This is a genomic window from Staphylococcus felis (assembly GCF_003012915.1).
GTDB lineage: Bacteria > Bacillota > Bacilli > Staphylococcales > Staphylococcaceae > Staphylococcus > Staphylococcus felis.
This window is the reverse complement of sequence record NZ_CP027770.1, coordinates 1,121,495-1,148,423: the sequence shown is the minus strand read 5'-3', so window position 1 is coordinate 1,148,423 and position 26,929 is coordinate 1,121,495. Positions and strand designations below refer to the sequence as shown.

The window sequence follows — 26,929 nt, the reverse complement described above, 5'->3', positions numbered from 1 at the left end:
TTGTTAACTACTTTTTTTGTATTTTATGGGCATTCATCACTATTCTTAATGATTAAGTGATAAGTGACACATTTAATTTTGTGAATAAGTTATTGAATCAAACAAGGGAGGGGTATATATGAGTCTGTCTATCACAATGTTAGGTACAGGAAGTCCTAGACCAAGCCTCGAACGGAGTGGTCCATCTCAAATTGTAAGCATCAATGGCGAACCCATACTCATTGATGCTGGAGAAGGGGTAGTCAATCGTATCTTGCAATCTAATTATAAACTCAATCAAATCGAAAACATCTTCTTTACGCATTTACATGGTGATCATATTTATGGTTATGCGCATTTTTTAATTGCAGGTTGGGGGAGTGGACGCAAGCATTTGACAGTCATTGGGCCAGAAGGAACTAAAAAAATGCACGAACTAGTATTACAAATGTATCACGAGGATATCGCATATCGAACATCACTTGGTTTTCCGACAGAAGGCCTATTGAACGCCAATATTATAGAGATAAGGGATACATCGTCTATCGTTTCAATTGATACCGGCTTAGATATTAACGTACAGGCTTCTAAAATGGCTCACAACGTTTTAACTTTTGCTTATCGTTTCGATGACGGTGCCCATACAATCGTTATATCAGGTGATACTGCACCAACAAAACAATTAGTTACGCTATCACAAGATGCTGATGTTCTCATTCATGATTGTTGCTTAACGACAACGTCTATGTACAGTTACACAACACGCTCTGAAATGAAAGAAGTTTGGAAAAATCTACAAAAAGAACACAGTTCACCTACCCAAGCGGCTCAAACTGCTCATCAAGCTAATGTTAAAAACCTTATTTTAACGCACTTCTTACCACAAATCGACGTCGATGAAATACGTACTGAAGTAGAGAAAATATTTTCAGGCAACACCATCATTCCGAATGATTTAGATATTATCACGCCCTAATTCCAACAATATCTTTGAGAAAGGTATGATTTTATGAAGCCAACTGTAGATGTCAAAACTGTTATTGATCAAAGTCACGTGAATCCTTTTCATATCAAATTACTGATTACTTTTATTATTATTACTATGTTTGATGGTTATGATATGTTTTATCTTGGTAACATCATCCCTTCTCTTATTCAAGACTGGGGTATTACCACAACAACGGCTGGCATATTAATGAGTTCTGGACTTGTCGGAATGGCATTAGGCGCAGTCATATTAGGAATGGTTGCAGATCGAATGGGTCGTCGTTTTACAGTTTCATTCGCTATCTTCACTTTTTCAATATTTACTTTCATTGCTAGTTTTGCTGTAGAGCCTATATTTTTTGCAATATGCCGCTTTTTAGCCGGGCTTGGTTTGGGTGGTGTTATCCCCGTACTGAATGCTTCATTAGGAGAGTTCTTACCTAAGAAGCGACGTATTGCTATTGTCACTTTAGTGAATATAGGGGCTCCCATTGGTGGGATGCTCACTTCACTTACAGCTATCTATATTGTTCCACACTTTGGTTGGAGACCCGTATTATGGATTGGTTCATTACCTCTATTCCTAATCCCCTTTGTACTAAAGGTATTGCCCAACTCTCCAGAGTATAATTTTCGTAACCGTCAATTTGAAAAGCTATCTGATGTGTTAAATAAAATAACTGGAAAAAATATATACAATGCAAATGATTTTAAATATACATTCACATCTCAAAACGTAAAAAATCAATCTTCAGTTAAAAGCTTATTTACGGATAAACGTGCTGTATCGACTTTACTTTTTTGGGTGGCTGTATTTATGAATCTTGTCGCTTTGTACGGGCTCAGCACTTGGATCCCTAGCATTATGGTTCAAGCTGGATACTCTTTAACACTTGGTATTAGTTTCTTATTAATTTTAAAATTAGGAGCCATTGTAGGAGCGGTCATTGGTGGTGGATTTACTAATCGATTTAATGCTAAATTTGTCATAGTCGTATATTTTATAGTTGGGTTTATAGCTCTAATTATTCTCGGGTTAAAACCTCCTTTTATCATAAGTTATATTTTATTATTTATCTCAGGCGCTGCAACTAACGGAACTCAAATGTTAATGAATAGTTATATTGCGCAGTTCTATCCAACTCATATTAAAGCTACGGGGACTGGTTGGAGTATTGGTATCGGGCGTATTGGAGGAATTGTGAGCCCAATCATCGGAGGTCTCATTCTATCAAGTATCGCTATGCCTTATATCGTTAACTTTTTACTTTTTGCTATTCCTTGTTTTATTGCAGCAATCTCATTTTTCTATGTTCAAGAAAAATATAGTGTATTTAGAGCATAACAATGAAGAGGCTGGGATATCACTCCCCAAATAAATAGCGCTAAGATGATTTTTAATAAAAATACGTCTTAGCGCTTCTTTTTATGATCAAACTTTGTATGATATGATTTCGCTTTTCGAGAAGACAGCCTCAGCTTGTAGTCTTCGGCTCTCACAGGAATCTCATCATCAATAACCAAGCGTTCGTATCATTTAATCTTATATCATTTTTTATTTTATAGACTCATGTACAACTTCTTTGCTTACACATCAAAAATAATCCAATGATAGTACCCCTAAATGCATATCAACTTAACAATGTTCCATCTGTATTAAGTTTTAAATTTTGTGCAATTTCTTTATTCAATTTTTTGAATAATGCCACTTCATCTGTAAGTTTAACACCGTATGAAGGAATCATCTCTTTAACTTTATGTTCCCATGAAGAAAATTGTTTTGGGAAAGCACGCTCTAAAATGTCTAACATAACTGCTACTGCCGTTGACGCACCTGGTGATGCGCCAAGTAATGCCGCTAATGAACCATCTTGAGATGTAATGACCTCTGTGCCAAATTGAAGTGTGCCCTTACCTTTACCTTTTACATCTTTAATCACTTGTACACGTTGACCCGCAACAACTACTTTCCAGTCTTCATCCTTTGCTTCAGGTACAAACTTTCGTAAATCATCCATTCGCTCTTCGTTAGACAATAGCAATTGCGAAACTAAATATTTCGTTAAATCTATTTCTTTAACACCCGCTGCTAACATTGTCGTTAAATTATTAGGCTTAATTGATTTAAATAAATCTAAATATGAACCTGTTTTTAAGAATTTAGGTGAAAATCCTGCAAAGGGTCCGAATAATAGTGAGCGTTCACCGTCGATATACCTTGTGTCTAAATGCGGAACTGACATAGGTGGTGCACCCACTTCTGCTTTTCCGTATACTTTCGCTTTATGTTTTTGAATGACGTCTTGATTTTGACATACTAAAAATAACCCACTTACTGGAAAACCACCAATATGCTTAGACTCAGGCAATCCAGTCTTTTGCAGTAGTGGTAAACTTGCACCACCTGCACCTATAAATACAAATTTGCTCTCTACTGTAAAAGTTTTGTCTTCTTTAAGATTACGAATCTTGATTGTCCAAGATCCATCTTTATTTTGAGATAAATTTTTAACTTCGTGCTCGTAATATAGAGAACCTCCTTGAGACTCAAGTTGTGCTAATAGCTGTTGTGTTAATGCACCAAAGTTAACATCTGTTCCCGATTCATCACGTGTTGCTGCAATAGCTTCATCATCATCTTTTCGCCCTTCCATTATCAATGGAATCCATTGTCGTAACGTTTCTTTATTATCGGTAATATCCATACCTTCAAATAAGACATTTTCACGTAAAGCTTTAACACGTGCTTCTAAAAATTTAACGTTCGACTCTCCTGACACAAAACTCATATGCGGAACAGCATGAATAAACGCTTCAGGCTGTGGTAATTTTCCTGTTTTGACTAAATAAGACCAGAACTGTTTAGAAACTTGGAATTGCTCATTAATTCGGATTGCTTTAGTAATATCCATTGAACCATCTGCCTGCTCACTTGTATAGTTCAATTCACATAATGCTGAGTGACCTGTTCCAGCATTATTCCAAACGTTTGAGCTTTCCTTTGCACATGCATCTAAACGTTCAAATACATTAATATCCCATTCTGGTTGTAACTCTTTTAATAATACGCCTAATGTTGCACTCATGATGCCACCGCCGATAAGTACAACATCTGTCTTGTTATGTAAATGCTTCATAACAATACAGACCCCCTTTTCAAAATTAAAGCTTGTATTACCTTTTGAGACCATGCCCTTTGTATTATCTCATTAGATTAAAAAAATGTTCAACACATTAATTATATACCTAAACCTTATAAGAAAAAAGGAATTCTATTCAATTGATAGTGCTTAATCGAAAATGATTGTATTATAGAGATAACGAATTGTACTCATTAGATATCACTTTTAATTGATTTTTACTTCATTTCAAATAATGCTGTGAGTCTTTTTGATAGGAAAACACGTTCAAAAAGTGAACTACTTCCCACTTCATGACCTAACAATGATATAATTATAAAAAACATAGTATATTGAGGGATTTTTCATGAAATCTATTACCTTTTTATTGCACAACATTTATGCTGTAGGTGGTACTGTCAAAACGATTACGAATTTATCCAATCAGCTCGTTAAACAAGGGCATAATGTTAAAATTTTGACTATTTTCAAAACTAAAAAAACGCCTTATTTTCATTTAGATCATCGTGTGAAAGTTGAACATGTCATCAACTACCAACTTAATATACGTAATGTGATTCCATTATGTGCCAACCGCATTCGCAAATTTACACCTTTTTTAAAACCTAAACTGTTGTCTCGTTTCGAGCCAGGTTTTAATCAGTATTCGAGTTTTATTGAGCGTCATTTAATTCGTGCAATTGAAAATGATACATCAGATGTCTTTATCGGCACACGTGCAAGCCATAACATACTCATTGCGCGGTTTGCCAAATCTCAACAAATCACTATCGGTATGGAACATATGAACTTTACAGCGCACCATCCACAGCTTCAAAAAGAGATAGTCACTTATTATCATAGATTGAATGCTATTACGACCTTAACTCATGAAGATAAAGCATGTTATGCCTCTAAAATAAGTCGACCCGTATTTCTTTTGCCGAATATGATTGATGAAAAGCGCCATCAAATTATGAAACATAAGCGTATTATTTCGGTAGGACGTTTTGAATACGAAAAAGGCTTCGACCTATTAATCGAAGCGATTTATACGATTCAAGAAGAATTAAGAGAGTACGGTTACACTGTTGAAATATACGGTGAAGGACGTGAAAAAGAAGCTTTAGGTCAACAAATCAACTTTTTAAGATTGCAGGACTTAATTGCACTCAAACCTGCTACACAGCATATTAATGTTCATCTTGCTGAAAGTCGAATAACATGTGTCCCATCACGTAATGAAGGATTTGGTATGACTATATTAGAGGCAATGAATCAAGGAAGTGTTGTTGTCAGCTTTGATGGAAATGTGGGACCTAAGTCTTTAATCAAACATCAAGAAAATGGTTTCTTAGTACCACACCTTAACGCTAAATTGTTAGGGCAACAGTTACTCGAAGTCATCGAATATAGTCACACACCTCAAATGAAAAATATCATAAACAATGCTTATCAGACCGTCGAAAAATATGGACCTCACGATATCTATCAACAATTTAAATCGATGATACAACAACTTTAATAGTTATAAAGCCCTCATTCATATTCAAAATGACTTAATAATAAAGAGAAGCGGAACCTATGTGATACTGGTCCGCTTCTCTTTTATAATGATAGGTGTTTTATTTAGCCACCAATAATAAGTGACAATATGAACGTCCAAATACACCAGAATATTAATAGTCCTACACTGTATTTTAAAGTCATTTTTAAGAGTTCAGATTCTTTACCGACTTGTTTTACTGCTGCTGTTGCAATAGCAATTGATTGCGGTGAAATCAGTTTAGCAATCGTACCACCTGCTGTATTCGCACCGACTAATAATGCACCGCTTGTACCTACTTGAGGTGCAACAGTTGCTTGAATTGGTGCAAATAACGCATTGTTATTTGTAACTGATCCTGTCATAAATACACCAATCCAGCCTAAGATAGGTGATAATAGCGGGAAGATTGTCCCCGTTTTAGCGATTGCTTCACCCATCGCACTCGTTAAACCACCATAAGTTGTCAGTTTTGCAATGGCAAGAATTAAACATATTGTTAAAATAGGTAACCATAATTCTTTAAAGGCTTGAACGAGTAATTGTCCAGCACGTTTAAAGTTAACGCGTTTTGACATTAAAATCGTAATCACTACTGCAATGAGTAATGCCATACCTGTTTGGTTAATAATGTTAAATGTTAACATAATTGGATGACCTGATACATCGTTATGAGTACCTGGTAGACCAAACGTAATGTTCATAAATGAAAGTGCGCCACCTTCAACAAATAAACCTTTGAAGAATTTAGAGCTCCAAATTAATACAAGTACTGTCAGAATCACGAATGGACTCCAAGCATATACAATCTCACCAATTGAATGATGCTTTGTTTCTACTTTTTCTTCATTATTTTTGTCCTGTTGATTCACGCGGAAAATGTGTTTTGGTTGTAAATGTTTTGAGAATAATGCTAATACTGCCATTGCAGCTAAAGGTGGAATAACATCTACAAGCTCTGGTCCTTGAATTTGGTTGAATAACGTTTGTAATGCTGTAAACGGTATTGCCACTGCTAGTATCGCTGGTAACGTTTCTTTAATACCTTTAAAACCATCTAAAATAAACACTAATAAAAACGGTACGAATAAACTTAATAAAGGTAAACTTAAGTTTAATGCACGTGATACATCAATCGCCTCAATATTGCCTGGCAATGATAATGTATTAATTACAGATACTGGCAATCCAATTGCACCGTATGCACCTGCAGCACCGTTACCAATTAAGCATAACATCGCTGCTTTAAGTGGTTCGAATCCTAACTGGATTAAGAGTACAGCACAAATGGCAATTGGTACACCAAAACCTGCAACACCTTCTAAAAATGCGTTAAAGCTAAAACCAATTAAAAGTAATTGAATGCGTTGGTCTTCAGATATTGATGTAATGCTATCTTGGATTGTTGCAAACTGACCTGTATCCACTGTCACTTTATATAACCAAACAGCCATCATGACGATAAAGCCAATTGGTAAAATACCTTGATAAAAACCTTCGACCATTCCACCTGTCACAATACCAAATGGTAATTTGAAGATGAATGCTGCAATAACGATAGTTACAATAAGTGTCGTTAACGCTGCATAAATTCCTTTCATTTTAAAAACAGTTAAACATAATAAAAATAAAACGATAGGAATACTTGCAATTAATGCAGATATTGCAAGATTGTTAAAGGGGTCAAAACTAGTTACTAACATCTCTTTCATCTACCTTCAATAAAATTTAAACAAATCACATCTCTTTTTATTTGTGATTTATTTCACATAAAAAATATAACATTTTCTATTTTTGAAATCAATACTTTGCAGATAACTTTTTACAATTTTTTAATAATAAAAGTGAGTTCATCTTTGAAGTCAGAACTCACTTTTAAATTCATCTTCTATTGACGATATGCTGGATCAACAATTTTCGCTTGGCCTGTATAATCCACTGTCACAATCATATATGTACCTGGATTAGATTGATTTATAAAACTGAACATATAAGAATAATTACCATCTTCACCTTGAATTGCATAGTCATTGTAAGGATTATTTTGACCATTCAACTGATTCGCTTGTGTTGATGCTGCTTGTAATGATTGCTCAAAGTTAGGCAAGTTTTGTAATGCTTCTTGAGTATCCACATTCATTCTCACTAAATTTTGTGCAATAGGTACAACATTTTGACCTTGATACGGTGCTACATATGATGAAGCAGTCGCATTTGACTGTCCATTGTTATTTGTAGCATACGCGTTATTACCAGATTGTGGAACAGTACCATTGTTTTGACTTACTGAGCCATTATCAGTTCCTTGATCATTTGTTGAGTTTTGATTATTTTGCGTCGTCTCATTATTCAAGTTAGCACTATTGTCTTGCTCGTTAGTGTTACTTGACGATTGATCATTAGATTTGTTTTGATCATTGCTTTCCTTTTTAGCTTTATCTTTATCAGAATCGCTTTTTTTAGAACTATCTTTGTCATTTTTTTGAGTTTGTTGCTCGGTACTCTTATCTTCCTTTTTGTCATTACTTGAATCATCATCGTTCAATGAACAAGCAGATAATACAACACTTACAACTAAAAAACTTGCAAATAACTTTTTCATATTAAACGCCTCCATAATCAATTATTATATAAAATTTCTATCACTTTTTTATACACTATGATCATATACGATAAACATACAACATATCAATACTAAACAATTTCTTTAATATTTTTTCTAAAATGATAAGTTAAATCTATTCAATGATTATTAACTATATATATATTTATATTATACGATTATATCACACTCAAACCCCCCCTGACGTAACAGGAGACTTTTTATAGCGATTCTGTGTATCGGATAGTTGCAATTACAAACTTAAAGTTGATATTCTTTGATACGTAAAAACTAACAAGGAGGCGCCTTTCAATGGTACAGGATTTCAAAGCATATGTTGTCAATCATGACAATAATCAATTTAAAAAAGCATTCAAAACACTCAATACTGCACAATTACCTGAGGGTGATGTAACGATACAAGTCCATTACTCAAGTATCAATTATAAAGATATGTTAGCTACACAGCCACAAAACAAAATCATTCAAAAATATCCAATGGTTCCCGGTATAGACTTAGCCGGTACTGTCATTGAATCAAGCCACCCGTCATTTAAAGAAAATGATAAAGTCCTTGCAACTGGCTATGACCTTGGTGTATCTCACTTTGGTGGCTTTAGTGAAATCGTACGTTTGAATGGAGACTGGTTGGTACATTTGCCTGAAGATTTGACTCTAGAAGAGGCGATGATTATCGGAACAGCAGGATTCACAGCTGCGTTATCTATTCAACTTTTAGAAGATAATAAAATGATGAGTACGAATGGTCCTGTACTTGTAAGGGGCGCAAGTGGTGGCGTTGGATCGATGGCTATTATGATGTTAAATGCTATCGGCTATAAAGCTATTGCTAGTACTGGTCAATCAGAACAAACCGAAAAATTACTTTCACTAGGTGCTAAAGACGTCATACCTAGAATAGAATGTGAGAGTCCCAAAGCTTTACGTGAAATGAAGTGGCAAGCTGCAATCGATCCTGTTGGCGGCTCAACTGTTGGTGAACTTTTAAAACATATTCAATCACACGGCGCTGTCGCACTTAGTGGCAATGTCAGTGGTGCAGAATTCACATCAACAGTTTTCCCCTTTATTTTGCGCGGCATTCGAATAATTGGTGTTGACTCAGTAAACTTTCCTATGAAACGCCGTCAACATATTTGGCGTCGTCTTGCTAAAGATTTAAAACCCAAAAATCTGCATGAGATTAAAACAATCATTCCTTTTAGTCATATTGAAAATGCTTTTGACATTATTCAATCTGACAACCATTTCGGTCGAATCGTTATCGATATGGGCGTCAATTCATCATTTTGATTATATAATCTAGCTGTTGTGATAAAGCTAGAATCCCTTACTTTAAGTATATCGAGTCTGGTATATCAATCCCAAAATATAGCGTAGAGATGATTCATGATTGAATTCACCTCTACGCTTTTCTTTTAGCAATCATTCGTATTGTTTGGCTCGCATTTCCTAGGGGATGGGTCGAGCCGCGGTCTCGACGCTCATCCTATTCCCTCAGGAGTCTCGCCAACAATACGACGTGATATACATGTCATTTTACATTAAAATACTTTTAAAAAAGACACTTTTGTATCATTGAATGAATCATCTCATTATAAGAAAACTTCGAGATATTTATGTCCCAGCCTGTTTATTATAAAATATGAAACCATCGCTGAAGCCTCACCTGAAAACATGCACATCAAGCAAATGAGCATATGCTGACAACATGTGTGTAGTTGGTTCGTGGCTGTTTTACTATTTACTAATGATATATGAAAGCGTATACTTAACTTGCAAAATGTTTGGGAGGTAAAGCAAATGAAAATCAATAAAAAATTAATTTTCTTCATCGGTGCACTTGGTGGCCTTCTTTACGGTTATGACATGGGTGTTATTTCAGGTGCATTACTTTATTTAAAAAATGATATTCCTTTAAATGCGTTTACTGAAGGGCTTGTCGTTTCATCAATGCTAATTGGTGCGATTTTTGGATCTGGATTCAGCGGTCCTTTATCTGAAAAGTTAGGACGTAGACGCCTCGTTTTTATGATCTCAATTATATTTATTATTGGTGCTCTCATATTAGCACTCGCACCTTCAATGGAAATATTAGTACTAGGACGACTGGTGATTGGATTTGCTGTAGGTGGATCAACTGCTATCGTTCCAGTTTATTTATCTGAATTAGCTCCAACTGAAGCGCGTGGATCATTGAGCTCACTCAATCAATTAATGATTACCATTGGAATTTTATCATCGTACTTAGTCAACCTAGCCTTTACGCCAATTGAAGGATGGCGTTGGATGCTTGGTCTAGCTGTTGTACCTTCCCTTATTCTAATGATTGGTGTTATCTTTATGCCTGAGAGTCCACGTTGGTTACTTGAAAAACGTGGTGAGAAGGCAGCACGAGATGTTATGAAATTAACATACCCTGAAGGTGAAATTGATAAAGAAATTGCAAATATGAAGCATATTAATGCGATTTCTGAAAGTACTTGGACTGTTCTTAAATCACCTTGGTTGCTATCAACGATTATTATCGGAAGTGTCTTTGCATTATTGCAACAACTTATAGGGATTAATGCGATCATTTATTATGCACCCAAAATATTTGAAAACGCTGGTTTAGGTAGCTCTGCTTCCATTTTAAGTACAGTCGGTATTGGAACAGTTAACGTTTTGGTTACCATTTTTGCTATCTTTATTATTGATAAAGTCGATCGCAAAAAACTGCTCGTTATTGGGAATATCGGAATGGTGTCCTCTTTATTAATTATGAGTCTTTTAATTTGGATGATTGGCGTGAATAGCTCTATTTGGATTATGATTGTTTGTCTGACAACGTTTATCATATTCTTTGGTATGTCTTGGGGGCCTGTACTTTGGGTGATGCTTCCTGAATTATTCCCGATGAGAGCTCGGGGTGCTGCAACTGGAATTGCTGCACTAGTTCTTTCTATTGGAAGCTTACTCGTTGCCCAATTTTTCCCAATGCTCGTTAGTGTATTACAAGTACAACAAGTCTTTCTCATATTTGCTGCAATTGGCTTATTCGCTTTATTCTTTGTTATAAAGTTTTTACCAGAAACACGTGGCCGTAGCCTAGAAGAAATTGAAGGTGAGTTACGTCAACGTAGTCATTTGAAGGCGTAATAATGCTTAAAAGATTGCAAGAATTGTGCTATGGAGGTTGATTCATGACTATTCAAATCTTAACGTCACCCCCTCACCCAGCTGAATATTGTCACTTAAGAAAGATATGTGGTTTGAGTGAAAAATCTATTCATGCAGCTGAAATCGGATTACAAAATAGTTGTTTCGCAGTGACGCTTTATGATGACAATCGTCTTATTGCCATGGGTCGTGTTATTGGTGATGGTGCAACTGCTTTTCAAGTGATAGACATTGCAGTACACCCTGATTATCAAAAGCAAGGGTTTGGTAAAACAGTGATGTCAAAAATAATGGATTATATACACGAGGTTCAGGTGTCGGGTACCTATGTCAGTCTAATTGCTGATTATCCGGCTGAATATTTATATCAACAATTCGGTTTTGTGATGACCGCACCCCAATCACATGGGATGTACTTATCTTTTCCATACACTTCAGATTCTTAATCAGGACCACCCGTAAAACGGGTGGTTTGCTCTTGGGCTATAAGCCCGCTTTACCGGCTAGCGTCTAAAGACGCTGGCTTTTTCATTTCATGCTCAAGCCAAAATGCCATTGTCTCTTTAGCTAGCCTCTAAAGAGGCTTTTGACTAACTTCAATAACCCTTAAAAGGGTCTTCATATTCTCTTACGCTCAACTTATCAATCGCTTTATCGTGTTTTTCTTGATTCTGTATATATTTTTTTATTGTAGCTTCATTTAATCCAACTGTACTTACATAATATCCTTCTGTCCAAAAGTGACGATTTCCAAATTTGTATTTCAAATTTGCATGTCTATCAAATATCATCAAAGCGCTTTTACCTTTTAAATACCCCATAAAGCTTGAAACGCTTATTTTGGGTGGGATGCTCACTAATAGATGTACATGATCTGGCATCATATGTCCTTCTATAATCTCCACACCTTTGTATTTGCACAATAACTTTATAATTTCAATAATTGATGGTCTGTATTGATTGTATATGATTTTTCTTCTATACTTTGGAGTAAATACAATGTGGTATTTACACATCCATTTTGTATGTGCTAAACTCTTGGCTTTATTAGCCATAAAAAATCCCTACTTTCGTTATTAATTTGGCTTGAACACCTTAATTATAACGCTAAGCAGGGATTTTTTTAGTATAACTTTTGTTGCCCACCCGCATAGCAGGTGGTTTATTGTTTCGCACGTTTTACGTGCTCAACTGACTGAAGTCATTAATATAAAAAAGCGGTAAAATCATCTATGCGAATGGATGACTTTACCGCTTTATTTTACAATTTAATTGGTGTGATCTCTTGGCTCTTTGATAATCGCTTGTCTTAACAAGAAAAATAATAATATGAATCCCGCTGTAATAATGACATGTCCAATACCTGCAAAACCTGATAACGCTGCAGCATTTCCTTGACCTGAAATCTGCGTGAAGCCTTTCGCAAACTGCATACCTACTGTTATGATAACGCCGAGATTGTAAATGATAAAAAACCAATTAAAGAGATAATACGAACTTAACTTAAACAATTTTTCAATTGGTATTAAAATTAAAAACATAAACATTCCAAGCGTCAGCAAATGCGTATGTAACACGCTCATTTGCGTCTCACCCGTATAATGATAATGTAACGTGAGTTCACGATATAAAAATCCACTAAAGAGCCCTAACATCGTATAAACCATAAAAGCATATAAAATACGTTTCATCCTTTTCACTCCACTCTATTATCAAACACGATGACCACGTGCATTTCATATATCTTACTCATTACATTATCACGATTCGCCTCGTAAGTGTCAATATCTATCATTTGTCTGATTTCGTAAAGTTTCGACGCTTAAACAACGCTATTAATGCAATGATCAATGAAGCAATAGTCATAATCCATAGTGCTGGATGACTGCTGCCTGTAGATTGTGTTGCACCAGCTGTATCAGCCTCACTATCACCTTTTTTCACTTCAGTAACAGGTGCCGGTGTTTCACTATCTTCATCATCACTTGTCCATTTCACGACATCGCCATTTTTGTATGTCTGTATCGCTTTCCATTTGAATGTGCCCTCTTTTTCAGGATTAGCAACTACAATTGGAAAATCCATATGTTCATTGGGCCCAATTCCTTTTCCTGTTGCTTCCCAAGTTACCTTTTTAATATTTCCTTGTTTATCTTTTTCAAATCGATGTTTGAAGCCTACAACAGGTTCAACAGTTGACAATGTCAAACCATCAGGGACTTCAAGTTCCAATTTTGTAGTATGTGAATCCTTTTCGACAGGTACTCTAACATTATATTCATCGTACGAACCGGGCTCACTTGTATTGGGATTTAATGTCACATGTGCTTGCGCTGTATATGTTAATCCGACTAACATCATCATAAAAATAGTACTTATTATCAATTTTTTAAGTTTCATCTTTATTCTTCCCTTTCTTATAATGGTATTTCAATTTGACTCATCACAACACCTGCTAATATTAAACAAATACCTAACCCTAATTCTATATATATAATCACTTTATTAATATCACGTCTTTGGCCCATTGCAATATATGTTTGATACGCACCAAGAATCATCAAAACAATCGTCATGATCATCTTACTTATCCATAAAAATGTATATATCGTCGGTTGTGTTAAAATTGCTGATAACGTTGTCGCATCAATAGACATCAATAGACCTGTTACAATAATAATAACTACAGATGTGACATTTAATTTAAAAATCGTATCTTTGATAATTAATATATATGAATGTTTAGGTCGTTTGAAAAGGTAACTTATTAAATAGACAAAGCTCCCTAACCAAATAGCAATACCCGCCAAATGTAGCGTACGAATCAGAATTGAATACACAGGCACTGATTGTGTCCACACATGCCCAGAAATCGCCATTGCTAAAAGAATCAAAATAGACATGATGATATACCATATCCATTCCATGTTGCGCAATGAAAATAAAATTAATATGATAATCAATGCTACTATCGATATGACAAAAGGAAATTGAAGCCATGTTGAAAAGTTTAACCTCAATATTTCATTTATTACGTCGTTAGGCAAAGTCATTAAATAGACAATACCTGTTGAAAAAGCAGTCATCACTAACAACCAAATTGCACTTCGATATTTCGGAATAATATCGTATATTGGCGCGCCTTGTTGAGACATAAAACGATTCACAATAAATAGACCTGTCAGTATCAAAACGCTGCCTTGAAAAATAAAACGAATCAGACCAAACCAAAAGAAAGTTTGTGTATAAATAGGACTAGAAGTATCAATCGTGCTCGCAGTTGGTGCTCCTACTGAAAATTGATAACGACCACTGATATCATGCCCATCAAGAGAGACTGTTTCCCACTCTAATGCGTATGTCCCTTTTTTAATATCACTCGAATCAAATGTGACGACTTTCGCTTGTCCAGATTCATTTGGCTCAAGCTCGGCAATTTCTTTTCCTTGATTATCAAACACTTTCAAAGTAGTATATTCTGTATAAACAGGCTCATTGTATTCTAATTCAAGAACTTCAGGCACATTTTGAACTGTACTATTTTCACCTGGATTTTGTTTTTGTAAAGTTGCATGTGCTGAAGCAGTATTCCATTCTGCCCCTATCAAACTCCCTATTATTATCATTAACGTAATGAGATATAATACATGCTTCACTTTATTCACCATACACACCTCCAATATCATTAAAAAGTCATGCTATAAAATCATATCAAATTCAAAGAAGAATACAATCTTACAGTATAACTTGTTCAAATAATTGTCATGATTTAACAACAAAAAGCTAAGCATTAGAGAAAATGTCTCACTTGAAACAATACGTGTTCCCAAAGCAAACTTTCTCTAACTACTTAGCTTATATTTTGACATGACCTTTATTCCGTTTTTTAATGCGTCTTTTGAATGACTTACTTATAATCTCATGTTACTATGTTTACACATTAGATTCATTTTCTCCGATTGCAATAATATCTTCATCTTCATGTGCGACATCATCATTCAGCCCCACCATTGATTCCGAAATATTACGTGCGTTATAACCAATACGCTCAAGAACCGCTATGACATCTACGTATAAGAGACCACCATCAGTCGAACATTCTCCTCTATTTAAGCGCTTAATATGACCTTTACGTAATTTATGTTCAATATTGAATGCTTGTTTACTTCGCTCTACAACTTCATCTTTTTTCGTTGTATCGTATACATCTAGTGTTTCTAATGCTTTATTGAATGATTCAGTTACAAACTTAAAGAGTTTTTCAATTCCTTTCAATGCATCGTCAGTTAAGGTAATTTCTTTATATTTCTTCTTCTCAATTAACGAACTGTATTCTTTAATAAGTTCGGATACTTTGAGCATTGAACGATTGACATCGAACATTACAGCAAGTCGTTCAACGTCTTTTTTGTTAATATCCTTTGTTGAAATACGTACTAAATACCCACGAATACTATCATTGATTGTTTCTACTGCTTGATGTTTTTGTTCTAATGTTTTGGCTACTTTTTTGTCAATTGATGATGGATTTTTAACATCTTCCAGCATTGATTCAACAATATGGCCAATATTTTGAAGTTCTTTTTGCGTTTCTTGTAATGCTACACCTGGTGCATGATAAACTAAGTCTTTATTTAAATGTTGTGGTTTGTAGTCTTCAGTTACATCCTTACCTGGCACAATTTTAGTGACTATCCATGCGAGCACGCCTACAAATGGTAATTGAATAAGTGTGTTTGTGACGTTAAATGCACCATGTGCAAATGCAATACTCATTGCTGGATTAAGATGCCATGAAGCTTGCAATAACTCAACTAAGTGGATGACAATCGGCAAGAAGATAGAAAAGATAATCACACCGATTACGTTAAATATAACGTGTACAAATGCAGCACGTTTTGCCGCAATCGAGCCCGCTAGTGAAGCTAATATTGCAGTAATTGTTGTCCCAATATTATCACCTAAAAGCACTGGAATAGCCCCATTCAAGTTGACTAAACCTTGACCATAAAACTCTTGTAATATACCAATTGTTGCGCTAGAACTTTGCACTAAAGCCGTTAAACCTACACCTGCTAAAATTCCGAAAAGTGGATTAGATGACATATCTAACATAATATCTTTAAACCCTTGTAATTCAGCTAATGGCTTTACCGCGCCACCCATGAACTCCAAACCAAAGAATAAAGAACCAAAACCAAATAAAATACGTCCAATATTATTAATATAAGATCGTTTAAAGAAAAATATCAGAAAAGCACCTAATGCTAATATTGGCATTGCGTATTCTCCTAAATCAATACCAATTAGAAAAGAAGTGACAGTTGTTCCAATGTTAGCTCCCATAATGACACCAATTGCTTGTTTTAATGTCATAAACCCTGCTGTTACGAGACCAATCGTAATAACTGTAGTCCCCGAACTACTTTGAATCAAAATAGTTACAATCATTCCTGCTATCACACCGAGTACAGGGTTAGAGGTAAACTTATTCAAAATACTTCGAAGTCGATCACCTGCTGATGCTTGAAGGCCATCTCCCATTACCTTCAATCCGTATAAGAAAATACCAAGACCACCTAAAAAAGAAAAGATGATCTCTGTCACTGACATATCCATGATTTCACCTCAATTAAGAATTACGTAAAGACGCTACATGTTAAAATAATCATGATTAGACCTTTAAGTCAATCAAAACTTGTTCAATATAAATTATGAATGATAATTGTAAATTTAATGTTAAGATATTGTGAATTTTAACTTACTTTAACCGCTTACATTGTTACATTCCTATTTCTTTAGTTGCATAATGCCATTAATTCTCTATTTGAGTCCCTTCACAAAGTTCACATTCATTACAATACGTTCAAATGTATTATTTTTTGATATCAATGACATATGTACTAATGTTTTATATAATGAATAGCAGTGATTATATAAAAGGATGTTTCCCTATGAATCAAAATAATGATTACGAACTTTTTTTATTTTATTATGCTTATCAAACATTTACAAAAACAGCTGATGACATTATTGCAGAGTACGGTTTGAGTCGCCAGCATCATCGCTTTTTATTTTTTATTAACAAATTACCTGGTATTACGACAAAACAATTGTTAATGAACTTAGAGATTTCTAAGCAAGGATCACATGCGACATTAAAACGCCTTAAAGCAAAAGGTTATATCTATGAAAAGGCCGATTTAACAGATCGTCGGCTTAAGTGTCTATATCCCACTCAAGAGGGAAGTGCCTTGATTCAAAAACTTAATCAAGCTCAAAGCGAACTCTTTAACCATATTAAGTCTATTAAAGGGGATAATTGGTATGCCATGATGGAAGGTTTTGCAGCTTATAGACAAGGTTATAAAGATATTAAACATTTAAAATTACAGATTGATGAAGGTGAAGAAAGTTGATAACTGCATACAAAAATACCACAGACTTATTTGTTGAAACTGTAAAAGATTGGAACGACGCGCAATGGCTTAATGTCATCAAACCAACTCAAGACGAAGTTAATCGCTTAATTCAATCATATGGTTTTCCAAAAGATTTCTTAGAGGATGCCTTAGACAGTGAAGAGAGTTCACGAATTGAATATGATGATGAAAGCGGCTATTCATTAATTATTAGTGACTTGCCTATTTCGAAATCTGGCAAGTACAAGCTTAAAAGTTTTACCACATTGCCACTTGGTATCATTATTGGAAAAGATATTATCGTCACTGTATGTGCCAAACCTTTTTCATATTTTGATCATCTCGCCAAACGTCAAATTAACTTAAAATATAAAAGTCAATTTGCACTTAAATTAATGTACGACATGGCGGCACAATACAACCGTAGCCTCAGACTTCTCAATAAAGAACGTCGTCAAGTTGAATATAATTTACAACATCGTGTGACAAATACAAGATTGTACTTACTCAGTGAAATTGAAAAAAGTCTCGTTTATTTTTTAGCTTCATTAGAGACCAATTCATCAACAATTCGTCGTTTATTTCGCTTACCTGCCATTAAAAGATTTGATGAAGATGAAGAGTTACTTGAGGACTTACAAAATGAACACCAACAAGCCGTTGAAACGACAGAGCTCTATTTACGCATCGTTGAAAGTATGTCGAATTCTTACGCATCACTTTTATCAAACCAACTTAATACAACAATGAAAACACTGACCATTTTTACCGTACTTTTAACTTTACCTACTTTAGTTTTTAGCTTTTTTGGGATGAATGTACCGCTACCTATCGATACAGAAAGTATGCTATCTTGGCTGATTATTATTGTGATTTCGATTGTACTTGTCATTGTGATGTTCACATTTTTATGGCGTAGTGATAAATTGTGACTAACCTAAAATTGCATCAATCTATCACACTTTCACAATACAACAAGATTGAACATATGAAGACCATTCGAGTAAGTTTTAACTGATGCAAACGAACCCTTAACGTATGTAGTCGTGGTAATACATACGTTAAGGGTTCTTACAAATCTGTATATTGTCAAAACAACCGACTAGAATAGTGCTCTTTTTCTCAATCTCCATGCAATAAGCAGTACCCTCTCCTTCTCTAATCATTCCAAAATACCTCAATTAAACAAAAGAAAATACATTCTCCATTCGTTCCCAGTTAAATATTTAAATATCCCCCTTCTGATTTATGCTAAAATATTAATCTTCTCTCTTAACCCTATTTATTTAATTTAATGTTTTATCCTCTTTTTTTATATTTATGTCATTTTTTTAATACTTCTCACTGCCAAAAATCTAATTAATTTTATGATTGTGTCATTATTTATATAACGATTGATCAGCCATTGTCCTCCCCAAGTCTCAACTTTATAATTAATTTGAATTATTACATGATTTCACAAAATACTTTTTGCGAAATCGAAAGAGGTTTGCTATGCAAGGTGTAACTATTGAACTTATAAAGCAACATCAAACAGAAGCACATCGCATAATCAACGAAATGAGATTGATGATATCATTCGAAAATATACTCAATATACAACTCAATGGTAAAAATATTAACTATTACAATCATATTGCTATTCTTAATCATAATGATATTGTCAAAGTTTACGATGCACAGTCAATTATGATTGTGCATATCCCATTACATTTTTTCTCAAAATATCAACCGAATTACTTACTAGGGTATTTTAATACAGAAAAATTATCATCACATAATAGAATTAAAGATTTGATGAAGTCTATTATTAAAGAAGACAACTATGAGCAGCAAAATATTTTATTAGATGACGTCATTTCAATTATTTTTAAAGAGACATACGTAGATACTGACCGCGTCTATATACCAGAGTTATGGTCACAAAATGCACTCTTTTCTAATGTTGTACATTATATTTATCAACATCGAGAAGAGCACATCACACTTAAAGATCTAGCTGATCATTTTTTTGTATCTCAATCTTACATTTCAATACTATTTAACCGATACATTGGTTTGAATTTTAAAACCTATATCGCATCTTTACAGATTAATTTATCTTTAAAACATCTTTTATTATCGAATGATACGATACAAAATATCTCTTTAGCGTATGGGTTCACAAATTACAGTAATTATTCAAAGCAATTTAAAAGTCTAATCGGTACTAGCCCTGTTGAATACCGTAAATCTTTACACACGGCTATTCCAGCTATTCAAATATCAAATTTTGATACTCATTATTTTGAGCCATATCTGTTGAATCACACATCGACGAATACCTATCAATCTAATACGCATATTCATTTAGACACTTTAAATCCAACAACATATATTCATCGAAAGTTTTTATTTTTAGAAGTCTCTCAATTCAATACAATTGTATCAGCGATTAAAGCTAAAAATCATGTCCAGACATCAAATCATAATGAACATTATTACTTGTACTTTAACAGGCTATCTCATATGAATTTAGAATTTGATAATGCTGAAGAAATAGAATGGTTATGTCAACAAATTCAAAATGCAAATTTAAACTTAGCTTTCAAAATTGATTCAGTTCAATTACTCAAAAAGTTCGAATCCCAATTTTTAAAGCCACTTTTTAAAGTGATTGCGCATAACAACATTACTTTTCAAAAGACATCGTTTAATTTAAATATTGTCTTAGATGTAGACTATTTATCTGTACATGATATCGATTACATGAGACAACACTTAAAAAGTCAATTTGCTAGTTGTCAGTTTACACTAATCGTTCCTTTACCTTACGTGTCACAAAAAAATCGCATCATTCAGCAATTATTTGACCAAGGTATAACATTTGATTATTATATGTTGGTCTTTAAAGATTTAAACTGGGCCACATACCAAAAAGAGTATAGAGATGAGACACCTTTCGAATTATTTCAAAGCATGATAGACGATTTAACTCAAATCATTCCTAAATCAAATTATCATTTTATTCTTGCCGATTTGAATGAATCATTCGTAAAAATACTATATAAGAAACGGATAACTGATTATCCTGAATTGTTTTTGAATTTATTGTTAATGTTTAATCATCAAGTCAATGGGTTGTCATTTCCGCTTATTCCTAAAGACGAACAAAGCCTGTCCTTTTACAACCACTATGGTAATAAAAATGCAATCCATTTGGTGTATGATATGTTGTATCCATTCCAAGACCATTATGTGACACAGACAGATCGATACATTGTTAGTGAAACGTCAAACGCCTACCATATTTTATTGTTTGATTATTATCATAAATTAATCAAACCACGGTCGAGTGTTCATTCAACAAGTCAGTATCAAGTGATTAAATCTGATCATTTATCTAAAAATATGATGGCCACCTATCGTTTTCAAAATGAGTTGTCAAATGTCGAGTCCATGTTGCCATCAAATATTCAACATTATTATATACCTACACATTTAATAGAAGAAATTAATCATATGAATCATTTACAGCTTCACGTGAATATTCATGATTTTATAAATAATGATTTGAACATCACATTAAACCATCGAGAAATTAAACTCATTAAAATCTTTAAACATCAACCGACATTACGTCATGATCTTTACTAAGTTCCTTCTTCCATCTACATTGATTTATTCAATCTTTTGACGGGGATGATATATCTAAAGTGAGCGCATAGCAGAATGAATAGTCATTAAAATGAGCGCTCACTTGATATCCGAGCCCCGTTCATCTTTTTTCTCTCTTTACTTTTATTAACCTCTTTAGTCATCAGCACCATTTTATACTATAATAAAATTAAATATGCTACTTTAATTTAATAGGAGGATTATTTGAATGTCTAAAATAAAAAAAGCCATCATACCTGCTGCAGGACTAGGAACACGCTTTTTACCTGCAACAAAAGCGATGCCAAAAGAAATGTTACCCATTTTAGATACACCTACGATTCAATATATCGTTGAAGAAGCTTCACGTGCCGGAATAGAAGATATCATTATTGTCACTGGTAAACATAAGCGTGCTATTGAAGATCATTTCGATAATCAAAAAGAGCTTGAAACGACATTAATAGAGAAGGAAAAATTTGATTTATTAGAGAAAGTTCAACACTCAACATCTCTAGCCAATATTTTTTATGTCCGTCAGAAAGAACAAAAAGGGCTTGGCCATGCGATATGGACCGCGCGACAATTTTTCGGTGATGAACCTTTTGCTGTATTGCTAGGTGATGATATTGTCGAATCAGACAAACCTGCCATACAACAATTAATTGAGCAGTACGATCAAACAGGAAAATCTATCATCGGCGTGCAAGAAGTGCCTTATGAAGAGACATATCGCTATGGTATTGTCGAACCTAGTACTCAAAAAGAACGCCTTTATAAAGTTAACCAATTCATCGAAAAACCTAAAAAAGGGACAGCTCCCTCTAATTTGGCAATTATGGGACGCTATATACTGACACCTGATATTTTTAATTATCTTGACACACAAGAGATTGGGGCTGGCGGTGAAATTCAATTAACAGACGCGATCGAACGTTTGAATCAAGATGATCAAGTGTACGCTTATCAATTTGAAGGCACACGATATGATGTTGGTGAAAAAATCGGATTTGTTAAAACGACATTAAGTTTCGCATTAAAGGATTCAACTATGAACGATGCAATTGCCGATTATATGAAGACGCTTCTTCAAGCCTATGAAAATCAAAACAAAGACTCCTAAACTATAGATTAGCACTTCTAAATCGCTTTACTCATTCAAGACGCCCACAAATGCTGTTAAATCTTGCAATATTTGTGGGCATACTTTATGAGTCATCTTCAACGTAAGCAGATTTCGATGCATACAGACCAACAAGTAGAATACAAAATGCCATACACATCAACATCACAATCGCTACATTCCATGTTTTCGTTAAGTCGTGAGACACACCTAATAATAATGGGCCAAGAGATGCTACTAAATACCCTACCGACTGCCCAAAACCTGACAGTGCTAAACTCCCTTTCATAGTACGGGCACGTATCGAAAAAAAGGTCATACAGACACTAAAACATGCACCAATACCCATGCCTGTTAAAATCATCGCTAGAATTAATGCCCATACTTGAGTTGTAAATAATAAGCTAAAGCCTGTGAACATCAACACCACGATAATTAGAATGAGTAGTCGTTGATTTTTCATTTTTTCAGCCAAAATAGGAAATGTAAAAGTCATTGGTAGCTGTGCAAATTGATTTATCATTAAAAAGTAACCTGCCCACTCCGCTTCAACACCTTTACTTATAAGAATCGACGGATACCAAGCAACTACACTATAAAACGTCATACTTTGGAAGGCCATAGTCAATGCAACGGCCCATGCCATTTTCGAGGCGATCACTTTGGTTGCTTTTGTCTCTTTTTCATAATGAGATTGACTCATTCGTTTCGTTTGGGGTAACCATAATAGAAGTGCCATCACTACAAATACAATCCAAAATATTAATGAGAACCGGTAACCTAATGATGTCATGGCAGATAAAGGATAACTGACTCCACCACCTAGTCCTGCTGTAAGGTTCATCGTTGCGCTATAAATACCTGTAATCACCCCAATTTGTAAAGGAAATTGCCATTTAGCATATGCAGGCAATGTCACATTACCACATGCAATAGATACACCTAACATTATCGTCCCTACAAAAAAAGGGATAACCCCACCAGATACACGCAATATAAGTGCTATCATTGTCAATAGCAATGCATAGCATAAAATATGCGCCATCGAGATGCGCGCCATCATTTTGGAGACAAAAGGAGATACGATACCAAATATTAAAAGTGGTATCGTAGTAATCATACCTGCAACACCATTATTAATCTCCAAATCTAACTTAATTTGCTCAATAATGGGCCCAACAGCTGTTAGAGGCGCCCGTAAAGTGGATGCAACGAGAACGATACCTATCACTAATAATCCATTATTTTGTAGTCGTTGCGTTTCCCTTAAATGATTCATTGCATTCCCTCCATTCATTTAGCCGATATGATACGATCATGGTCTTCCACATGTTGCATTTTGTTTGCCAGTCACTGCACCTTAATACACTCTCTCATTTTAGAACGTCATAAAATTGTCACAATATAAATGTAAAATAACTTTTAGAAATTAAAACTATCCTATACAATTAAACCAAACTCAAAAAAGGAGTCAAAAGAATGAAACAAAAACAAACACTAGGTATTATTTTAATAGTAGTGATGCTTGTTATCACTGTTGCTATTATCGTTGCAATCATGATGTCAGGTCAAAAAGAAACTTACTATGGCTATATGAAAGATAATACAACAGCCGAAAAAGTGATAAGTGAATCTGAAAAAACAATTGAAGAAAATGTTAAAATCCCTACTGATGATAATTTCCAACCTCAAAAAGGAGATTTCGTAAAATTAGTTGCGAATAAAGATGATGAATCACATTTCATCAAAAAAGAAGTTGTAGACCATGATGATGTGCCTCACGGTCTAATGATGCAAATCCACGAAATGGATATGTCTCACTAATTTCATATTTGAAAGAGTCGTTACGCATCCTCACAATGTAACGACTCTTGCTATTACGCCACGTACTTCGATTACTTATTTCTTCATTACCGACAACACCACAACCATTAAAATAATTAAGCACACACCTAAAAGTTGCCATAAGCCAAATGACACATTCAACCATACAACAGAGGCTAAAAGTGCCATCAGTGGTTCAATCGTACCTAATAAACCTGCTTCATGAGGCCACAGATAATTTAAACTCTCAATATAAAACCAAAAGGCAAACATCGTTCCAAAAATAATCGCAAACCAAAAATAAAGATGTGTTTCTAAGGTCCAACTCGAAAGCGCCACTTCCCACGGCGGATGGATAAAACTAAGAACGATGCCTCCAATGAGCATAGCCCAACCTACAACATTCAACGAGCCCCATCTCGCCAAAAGTTTGACTGGATAAATCGTATAAAATGCAAGTGCAACAGCAGAAGCAAGTCCCCAGACAATAGCAATAACAGGAACTTGTAAATTTTCAATATTGCCATTTGTTAATAGCAAATACGTTCCAGATACAGCTAATAGCACTGCTAAAACTTCCTTACGGCCTAATTGAGTAACTTTCGTAAATACTAAATAAAAAATGATAAAAATAGGTCCTAAATATTGTAACAGTGTCGCAACAGCAGCATTACCATGGTTAATTGATGACATAAATGTATATTGCACAGCCAACATTCCCAATAACCCGTAAACTATAATTTTAAAGACTGCATGCTTATCCCACCAAATAACAAACACTTTCGGTCCTTGAGTAAAAAACGCGATAATAATTAAAAGTAATCCTGATATGATGAGTCTGACAGATACAAACCATGTCACTTCAAGGTTAGCATTTTGGAATAACCATTGTGAAACTGTACCACCAATCCCCCAAAACGACGCTCCAATGATGACAAGTAAATAACCTATCCAACGCTTTTTTAAATGAGCCGATTGATTCACCTATACTCACCCCCATTTAATATGTATTCCCTTTAAGATATCATGCTCTTTATAGATAAACAATATCATTTAGCGACTTTCGCAAGCGTTCATAAGCATATTGCATGGTTTTCAATACTATCACTTTCCATGATGAACTCCTTTAAACATTTTAAAGAGGTTAAGAGCGTTGTCATATAATCATTATGCGACAACGTTATCTTAACCTCTTACTGATTATTTCACTTATCCAAATGGGGGTAGGTGTTACCAGATTATCTCATCAACTGTTTCATCATTTAATGAACGCACTACTTCTGTGACGAGTTTTACTGCATTTTGATAATCTTCTATACTCATCACTGACACATTTGAATGCATGTAACGTAACGGAATAGAAATTACAACAGATGGAATACCATCTAATGCCGTATGAATAGAACCAGCATCCGTTCCGCCTCCTGACATGGAGTCAAATTGAATATCGATATTGTTTGCTTTTGCAACCTTTTTGATATGGCGAATCAATCCTACATGACCAATATTAGTTGCGTCCATATTCAAAATGATAGGACCTTTTCCAATCGTTACATCTCCTTCATTTTCAAGACCTGGTGAATCATAAGCTAGACCTACATCCACTGCAATTGCAAGGTCAGGCTTGATTTGGTGTGCTGCTACTTTCGCCCCTCTTAAACCGACTTCTTCTTGAACATTAGCGCCTGCAACTAAATGAATATCTAATTGTTCATCTTTAACTTCATCTAATAAATCAACAGCTAATGCACATCCATAACGATTATCAATCGCTTTGGCAGTAATATAATTGTCATTCAGTAATGTTTCAAATTCAGAATACGGTGTAATCATATTACCAATTTCGATACCTGCCGCTTCTACTTCTGCTTTGTCTTTTGCCCCTATATCAATATACATGTTTTTAATCTGAACGGGTTTTTGACGTGCCTCTTGACTCAAAACATGGGGCGGTGTCGAACCAATAATGCCTCTTATTTTTTGACCTTCATCAGTTGTGATTGTCATCTTTTGAGACAACATCACTTGATTCCACCATCCGCCAATCGGTGTAAAGCGAATATACCCTTGATCTGTGATTTTAGTGACAATAAAACCAATCTCATCTAGGTGACCCGCCACCATTACTGTACGTTGGCCTGTTTGCGTGTTCTTTTTACCAAAAACACCACCCAAATTGTCATAAATCATTTCATCACTATTAGGCTCTAATAATGAAGTCATCTCTTTTTTGACATCATACTCATGTCCAGCGATACCATCTATGTCGGTTAATTGCTTTAATAATTGCTTCGTATTTTTCATAACGATCACAACCCCTTTATATATTTTAATATTATCATATCAAATTTTTTAATAAGATGTGTTCATCAAACTTTATATTTTTAACAATATTAAAATAAAAACAATAATGATTAGACGATAACGAACAAGAAACACTAAATTCATCCGTGATATGTCAATAAGGCCAACTTCAAACTAAAAAACAATGAAACATTAGGTTGTTCA

At 34.6% G+C, this 26,929-nt stretch carries 22 protein-coding genes; 11 read left to right on the top strand and 11 right to left on the bottom strand.

The window, feature by feature from the left end:
- Positions 1-118: 118 nt before the first annotated feature.
- Both C7J90_RS05210 and C7J90_RS05205 read left to right on the top strand, forming a co-directional pair.
- The gene (locus tag C7J90_RS05210) at positions 119-955 is read left to right on the top strand and encodes an MBL fold metallo-hydrolase (RefSeq protein WP_103210119.1); all 837 of its coding nucleotides are present in this window, start codon (positions 119-121) and stop codon (positions 953-955) included.
- 33 nt (positions 956-988) lie between these two features.
- Positions 989-2,311 carry an MFS transporter gene (locus C7J90_RS05205; protein ID WP_103210121.1) on the top strand — a complete coding sequence of 441 codons (1,323 nt, stop codon included), beginning with the start codon at positions 989-991 and terminating at the stop codon, positions 2,309-2,311.
- Positions 2,312-2,597: 286 nt separating this feature from the next.
- Here the strand turns inward: C7J90_RS05205 and mqo are convergent, their stop codons facing one another.
- Positions 2,598-4,103 carry a malate dehydrogenase (quinone) gene (gene mqo, locus C7J90_RS05200; protein ID WP_103210123.1) on the bottom strand — a complete coding sequence of 502 codons (1,506 nt, stop codon included), beginning with the start codon at positions 4,101-4,103 and terminating at the stop codon, positions 2,598-2,600.
- A gap of 349 nt (positions 4,104-4,452) precedes the next feature.
- Between mqo and C7J90_RS05195 the strand changes: the two genes are divergently transcribed.
- The gene (locus C7J90_RS05195) at positions 4,453-5,610 is read left to right on the top strand and encodes a glycosyltransferase family 4 protein (RefSeq protein WP_103210125.1); all 1,158 of its coding nucleotides are present in this window, start codon (positions 4,453-4,455) and stop codon (positions 5,608-5,610) included.
- 104 nt (positions 5,611-5,714) lie between these two features.
- Here the strand turns inward: C7J90_RS05195 and C7J90_RS05190 are convergent, their stop codons facing one another.
- Together C7J90_RS05190 and C7J90_RS05185 are read right to left on the bottom strand one after the other, a co-directional pair.
- Entirely contained in the window at positions 5,715-7,334 is a 1,620-nt protein-coding gene (locus C7J90_RS05190; RefSeq protein ID WP_103210127.1) for an L-lactate permease, read from the bottom strand.
- 185 nt (positions 7,335-7,519) lie between these two features.
- Complete coding sequence (locus C7J90_RS05185; RefSeq protein ID WP_103210129.1) at positions 7,520-8,233, bottom strand: hypothetical protein; 714 nt, start codon at positions 8,231-8,233, stop codon at positions 7,520-7,522.
- Between the two features lie 312 nt (positions 8,234-8,545).
- On the opposite strand from C7J90_RS05185, the gene C7J90_RS05180 reads away from it, so the two are divergent.
- The 3 genes from C7J90_RS05180 to C7J90_RS05170 all read left to right on the top strand — a co-directional run bounded on the left by C7J90_RS05180 (position 8,546) and on the right by C7J90_RS05170 (position 11,862).
- Positions 8,546-9,547, top strand: a complete 1,002-nt coding sequence (locus tag C7J90_RS05180; RefSeq protein ID WP_103209031.1) for an acrylyl-CoA reductase family protein — start codon at positions 8,546-8,548, stop codon at positions 9,545-9,547.
- A gap of 510 nt (positions 9,548-10,057) precedes the next feature.
- Entirely contained in the window at positions 10,058-11,395 is a 1,338-nt protein-coding gene (glcP, locus tag C7J90_RS05175; protein ID WP_103209030.1) for a glucose transporter GlcP, read from the top strand.
- A gap of 44 nt (positions 11,396-11,439) precedes the next feature.
- Entirely contained in the window at positions 11,440-11,862 is a 423-nt protein-coding gene (locus C7J90_RS05170) for a GNAT family N-acetyltransferase (RefSeq protein WP_103209028.1), read from the top strand.
- Between the two features lie 150 nt (positions 11,863-12,012).
- Here the strand turns inward: C7J90_RS05170 and tnpA are convergent, their stop codons facing one another.
- The 5 genes from tnpA to C7J90_RS05145 form a co-directional block, all read right to left on the bottom strand.
- Positions 12,013-12,471 carry an IS200/IS605 family transposase gene (gene tnpA, locus C7J90_RS05165; RefSeq protein ID WP_106465105.1) on the bottom strand — a complete coding sequence of 153 codons (459 nt, stop codon included), beginning with the start codon at positions 12,469-12,471 and terminating at the stop codon, positions 12,013-12,015.
- Positions 12,472-12,684: 213 nt separating this feature from the next.
- Positions 12,685-13,107, bottom strand: coding sequence for a DUF2871 domain-containing protein (locus C7J90_RS05160; RefSeq protein ID WP_103207703.1), 423 nt, complete (start codon positions 13,105-13,107; stop codon positions 12,685-12,687).
- 100 nt (positions 13,108-13,207) lie between these two features.
- The gene (locus tag C7J90_RS05155; RefSeq protein WP_103207701.1) at positions 13,208-13,816 is read right to left on the bottom strand and encodes a YcnI family protein; all 609 of its coding nucleotides are present in this window, start codon (positions 13,814-13,816) and stop codon (positions 13,208-13,210) included.
- Positions 13,817-13,833: 17 nt separating this feature from the next.
- Positions 13,834-15,084 (bottom strand): copper resistance CopC/CopD family protein, encoded by a 1,251-nt coding sequence (locus C7J90_RS05150; protein WP_103207699.1) that lies wholly within the window; start codon positions 15,082-15,084, stop codon positions 13,834-13,836.
- A gap of 265 nt (positions 15,085-15,349) precedes the next feature.
- On the bottom strand, positions 15,350-17,029 hold the full coding sequence (locus tag C7J90_RS05145; RefSeq protein ID WP_103207711.1) for a Na/Pi cotransporter family protein: 1,680 nt from the start codon (positions 17,027-17,029) through the stop codon (positions 15,350-15,352).
- A gap of 341 nt (positions 17,030-17,370) precedes the next feature.
- Between C7J90_RS05145 and C7J90_RS05140 the strand changes: the two genes are divergently transcribed.
- The 4 genes from C7J90_RS05140 to galU all read left to right on the top strand — a co-directional run bounded on the left by C7J90_RS05140 (position 17,371) and on the right by galU (position 22,597).
- Positions 17,371-17,835, top strand: a complete 465-nt coding sequence (locus tag C7J90_RS05140; RefSeq protein ID WP_103207697.1) for a MarR family winged helix-turn-helix transcriptional regulator — start codon at positions 17,371-17,373, stop codon at positions 17,833-17,835.
- On the top strand, positions 17,832-18,770 hold the full coding sequence (locus C7J90_RS05135) for a magnesium transporter CorA family protein (protein WP_103207695.1): 939 nt from the start codon (positions 17,832-17,834) through the stop codon (positions 18,768-18,770). Before C7J90_RS05140 ends, C7J90_RS05135 begins: the two co-directional genes overlap by 4 nt.
- A 562-nt stretch (positions 18,771-19,332) precedes the next feature.
- Positions 19,333-21,474 carry a helix-turn-helix transcriptional regulator gene (locus tag C7J90_RS05130; protein ID WP_103207692.1) on the top strand — a complete coding sequence of 714 codons (2,142 nt, stop codon included), beginning with the start codon at positions 19,333-19,335 and terminating at the stop codon, positions 21,472-21,474.
- 229 nt (positions 21,475-21,703) lie between these two features.
- Positions 21,704-22,597 (top strand): UTP--glucose-1-phosphate uridylyltransferase GalU, encoded by an 894-nt coding sequence (gene galU, locus C7J90_RS05125; RefSeq protein WP_103207690.1) that lies wholly within the window; start codon positions 21,704-21,706, stop codon positions 22,595-22,597.
- 85 nt (positions 22,598-22,682) lie between these two features.
- Here the strand turns inward: galU and C7J90_RS05120 are convergent, their stop codons facing one another.
- Positions 22,683-23,876 (bottom strand): CynX/NimT family MFS transporter, encoded by a 1,194-nt coding sequence (locus C7J90_RS05120; protein WP_103207688.1) that lies wholly within the window; start codon positions 23,874-23,876, stop codon positions 22,683-22,685.
- A gap of 200 nt (positions 23,877-24,076) precedes the next feature.
- On the opposite strand from C7J90_RS05120, the gene C7J90_RS05115 reads away from it, so the two are divergent.
- The gene (locus C7J90_RS05115) at positions 24,077-24,421 is read left to right on the top strand and encodes a DUF4889 domain-containing protein (RefSeq protein ID WP_103207686.1); all 345 of its coding nucleotides are present in this window, start codon (positions 24,077-24,079) and stop codon (positions 24,419-24,421) included.
- Positions 24,422-24,496: 75 nt separating this feature from the next.
- Here the strand turns inward: C7J90_RS05115 and C7J90_RS05110 are convergent, their stop codons facing one another.
- Both C7J90_RS05110 and C7J90_RS05105 read right to left on the bottom strand, forming a co-directional pair.
- Positions 24,497-25,405, bottom strand: a complete 909-nt coding sequence (locus C7J90_RS05110; protein WP_103207685.1) for an EamA family transporter — start codon at positions 25,403-25,405, stop codon at positions 24,497-24,499.
- Positions 25,406-25,651: 246 nt separating this feature from the next.
- Positions 25,652-26,725 carry a M42 family metallopeptidase gene (locus C7J90_RS05105; RefSeq protein WP_103207683.1) on the bottom strand — a complete coding sequence of 358 codons (1,074 nt, stop codon included), beginning with the start codon at positions 26,723-26,725 and terminating at the stop codon, positions 25,652-25,654.
- Between the last annotated feature and the right edge of the window lie 204 nt (positions 26,726-26,929).